This window comes from Henriciella sp. (assembly GCF_049649345.1).
Classification (GTDB): Bacteria; Pseudomonadota; Alphaproteobacteria; order Caulobacterales; family Hyphomonadaceae; genus Henriciella.
Map to the genome: position 1 here is coordinate 1 of NZ_JBARZC010000656.1, position 3,740 is coordinate 3,740.

At 60.5% G+C, this 3,740-nt stretch carries 4 protein-coding genes; 2 read left to right on the plus strand and 2 right to left on the minus strand.

What is annotated here, in order from left to right; translation table 11 throughout:
• Positions 1-64 precede the first annotated feature (64 nt).
• Entirely contained in the window at positions 65-970 is a 906-nt protein-coding gene (locus WA989_RS17980; protein WP_424341844.1) for a haloalkane dehalogenase, read from the plus strand.
• Positions 971-995: 25 nt separating this feature from the next.
• Here WA989_RS17980 and WA989_RS17985 read toward each other — a convergent pair whose 3' ends face one another.
• Both WA989_RS17985 and WA989_RS17990 read right to left on the minus strand, forming a co-directional pair.
• Positions 996-1,505 (minus strand): DinB family protein, encoded by a 510-nt coding sequence (locus WA989_RS17985; protein WP_424341845.1) that lies wholly within the window; start codon positions 1,503-1,505, stop codon positions 996-998.
• Between the two features lie 59 nt (positions 1,506-1,564).
• Entirely contained in the window at positions 1,565-1,924 is a 360-nt protein-coding gene (locus tag WA989_RS17990; protein ID WP_424341846.1) for a DUF4112 domain-containing protein, read from the minus strand.
• Between the two features lie 159 nt (positions 1,925-2,083).
• Here WA989_RS17990 and WA989_RS17995 point away from each other — a divergent pair, with 159 nt between their 5' ends.
• Positions 2,084-3,292 carry an acetyl-CoA C-acyltransferase gene (locus tag WA989_RS17995; RefSeq protein ID WP_424341847.1) on the plus strand — a complete coding sequence of 403 codons (1,209 nt, stop codon included), beginning with the start codon at positions 2,084-2,086 and terminating at the stop codon, positions 3,290-3,292.
• Positions 3,293-3,740 lie beyond the last annotated feature (448 nt).

The following is a 3,740-nucleotide window of genomic DNA, read 5'->3' on the forward strand; positions in this document are numbered from 1 at the left end:
CTCTTGTATAGCGTCACACCTATCGGGTCAGATAAGCAAAACAAGACCATAAATGGGAGGCAAAATGGCAGTCGAGTTTTCGAGAACCCCGGATGACAGATTCGCGGACTTGCCGGGCTTTTCCTACAGCCCTCATTACATTGATAATTTACAGGGCTATGAAGGCCTGCGCGTCCATTATCTTGATGAAGGGCCGAAGACGGCGGACCGCACTTTTCTCTGCCTGCACGGCCAGCCGACCTGGTCCTATCTCTACCGAAAGATGATTCCGGTCTTTCTGGAGTCAGGCGCGCGGGTCATTGCGCCGGACTGGCTGGGCTTCGGCCGGTCCGACAAGCCAAAAGACGAGGCGGCCTACACCTACAATTTCCACCGCGAGATGATGATCAACCTGATCATCCGGCTCGATCTGAAGAATATCACGCTGGTCTGTCAGGACTGGGGCGGCCTGCTGGGCCTGCCGATCGTGCCTGACATGCCCGAGCGCTTTTCGCGTCTAATCGTCATGAACACTGCAATTGCGACGGGAACGAGCCCGGGCGAAGGCTTCGACAATTGGAAAACGTTCAACCGCTCGCAGCCTGACCTGCCGATCGCGGCCCTCATGCAACGCTCCACGCCCGGCCTGAGCGATGAGGAAGCCGCCGCCTATGCCGCGCCCTTTCCCGACGCGACCTACAAGGCCGGTGTGCGCCGTTTTCCGGAGCTCGTCATGGTCTCGCCCGAGATGGAAGGTGTGGATGTCTCCAAACGGGCCGTCCGGTTCTGGTCGGAGCGCTGGGAAGGCGAAAGCTTCATGGCCATCGGCCTGCAGGACCCTGTGCTCGGCCCGCCGGTGATGCAAGAGCTGCAGAAGACGATCCGCAACTGCCCGAAGCCGATGGACATTCCCGAAGGCGGTCACTTTGTCCAGGAACAGGGCGAAGAGATCGCAAGAGCCGCGCTGAAGCATTGGGGCGACCTGGCCTGATCCATGTTGCGGCCTGACGGCCCGGTTACGGGGCTGGCGGAGACATCAGAAACAGATCGGTGTCGCCAGGTCTCACCCCGGCTGCGGTCAGCATGGCATGAACCTGGCCGCGATGATGGGTCTCGTGGTTGAAGATGTGGGTGACCAGTTCCCAGACCGGCTTTGACATGTCCCGCCCGGCCGCGCCGGAATGCCAGGTCAGATCAGCTTGCAGGGCGGCGCTGTCAAAGCCATTGGCCCAGGCGGAGATCACGTCATCCATCGCGGTCCGGTCGGCCTTCAGCACGTCCCAGTCCGGCCAGAGCTTGAGCGTCTCATGACCTTTGCAGGCCGGAGCCTCACAACACCCGAACCGCGAAAGCCAGATCCGGTCAGCCCAGAGGATATGCGAGAGGGTCTCGTGGATCGAGCGGAAGAAGGCGCCTCTGTCTTTGAGCCTCTCCTGTGCAGACAGTGTGTCTGCAGCACCGTAAAGGCTCTCATTCTGCCAGCGATTATAGCGCGCCATAAGCCGCGCATGGTCTGGTGAAATCACAGTGCTCCCCTTCCCTCTCGAGGCCAAGGCATCACCCTATCGCCACAGCGCGCTGAAAGCTATTGGCGACCCGGAAGGTCGGCCTGCTGCTTGTCGAGATGTTTCTGGAGCATGCGCGCATTCTTGAGATTGGCCTTGAAGGCAAAATCGAAAATGTCGCCAACGAGCGGTATGGCGCCAAGCAGGGTATCAACCAGCAAGTTCCAGAGCATCCGGAAGGTGACGTGCCCCGGCACGCCTTCCTGCCTCGCCCTGTGGACAAGGTATAGGCCGAGGCCGCCGGTGATCGCGTCACCAACGCCCGGGATCAGGCCGACAATCGAGTCCAGCCCGAACCGGAACCCCGTGCCGGGTATCTTGAATCGCGCGTCGAGCAGTGTTGCCAATCTGTCGATATCGTCTCTTCGTCCCGCCATCATGCAAATACGTCCTTTCTCCTTCAGGAAGCGAGAAAAGGCCGCCCGGGTTCCACCGGCCTCACAATTGCGCGCGTTGACGCAGGATAAGGGCTAGCGGAACCCCATCCCCCCCGTTAGGTTGCGCCGCAACAAGACCAACAGCCCTCGGAGGAGACCAAAATGAGAGAAGCTGTCATCGTATCGACCGCGCGCACTGCCCTGACAAAAGCCGGCCGCGGCGCCCTCAACGACACACACGGCATTACTATGGCCGGCCATGCCATCAAGAGCGCCATCGAGCGCGCCGGCATCGAGGCCTCAGAGGTCGAGGATGTCTATCTCGGCGCAGCCCAGCCCGAAGGCGCGACCGGCCACAATGTGGCCCGCAATGCGGCGCTCTGGGCAGGCTGCCCCTCGTCCACGGCCGGTGCCACGATCAACCGGTTCTGCTCATCCGGCCTTCAGGCCATCGCGAACGCCGCGCACACCGTAATCCATGAAGGGGCTCCGGTCGCCATCGGCGGCGGCGTGGAATCGCTCTCGCTCGTCTCGCGCTCGGGCCATATGAACACCTATCGCTACACTGAAGACAAGCTGATGAAGGAGTGGCCTGCGATCTGGATGACCATGATCGAGACCGCCGAGATCGTCGCGGACCGCTACAATGTCTCCCGCGAGGCCCAGGACATGTATTCGGCTGAAAGCCAGAAGCGCACAGCGGCCTTCCAGCAATCCGGAAAGATGGCCGAAGAGATCGCGCCCCTGAAGACGCGTATGAAACTGGTCAATCGCGAGACCGGCGAAGAAACCTATCAGGACGCCGTCGCGGATCGCGATGACTGTAACCGCCCCGGCACGACCTTCGAGACACTTCAGGGCCTCAAGCCTGTCTTCTCGGGCGGCATGGTCGTGAAAGAAGGCAAATACGTCACGGCGGGCAACGCCTCCCAACTCTCCGACGGCGCCGCTGCTGTCGTCGTCATGGAGGCCGAGGAAGCCAAGAAGCGCAATATTGAGCCGCTCGGCCGGTTCGTCGGCTTCAACGTCGCTGGTTGCGACCCGGACGAGATGGGCATCGGCCCCGTCTTTGCCGTCCCGCGCCTGCTCGAGCGTCATGGCCTCACGGTTGACGATATCGACCTCTGGGAACTCAACGAAGCCTTCGCCAGCCAGTGTCTCTACTCGCGCGACCGTCTCGGCATCGACCCGGAGAAGTATAACGTCAATGGCGGCTCGATCTCCATCGGCCATCCGTTCGGCATGACGGGTGCTCGATGCACGGGCTCAATCCTGCTCGAAGGCAAGCGTCGTGGTGCAAAGTGGGGCGTTGTCACAATGTGTATCGGCGGCGGCATGGGCGCGGCTGGACTGTTTGAGATTTACAGCTAGGACCAGGAAAAGGGAGCTTATCGCTCCCCCAAATAGTGACGCCGCAGTGGCAACCGGCTTGCTGGTCCTACTGCGGCGTTTTCGTTTCCGGTGCGCGACAAGCGTAACGCCGATTTGTGTCTTCCGGCAGACAGCGCTATGAAGGGAATATCCGGGGTCCCCATACCGGAGCTCTTATGTTCAGATAAACCAGGGGGTGGGCACACGCGCGCCACGAAGCTAGGCTGTTGGGCAATCGCCGTTTTTAGTCACTTTTCGAGGTCGTATACCTTGAGGTGAGCCTCAAAGCTGTTGAAAGTAGTATTAACAAGAACGTCTAATGAATTGGAGTCGTCCATGAAACTTATCCTATCAGTCGCAGGACTCGCTGCGGTAGGACTGCTGGCGGGGGCATGCACCTCGAACGGGTATAGCGGTTCACGCAGTGCGGCAGGGCAGATGGTTACCA

What these genes read in the sequence shown, in the direction of transcription:
- WA989_RS17980 (WP_424341844.1), top strand. Translation starts at nt 65, where the DNA reads ATGGCAGTCGAGTTTTCGAGAACCCCGGATGACAGATTCGCGGACTTG.
- WA989_RS17990 (WP_424341846.1), bottom strand. Translation starts at nt 1,924, where the DNA reads ATGATGGCGGGACGAAGAGACGATATCGACAGATTGGCAACACTGCTC.
- WA989_RS17995 (WP_424341847.1), top strand. Translation starts at nt 2,084, where the DNA reads ATGAGAGAAGCTGTCATCGTATCGACCGCGCGCACTGCCCTGACAAAA.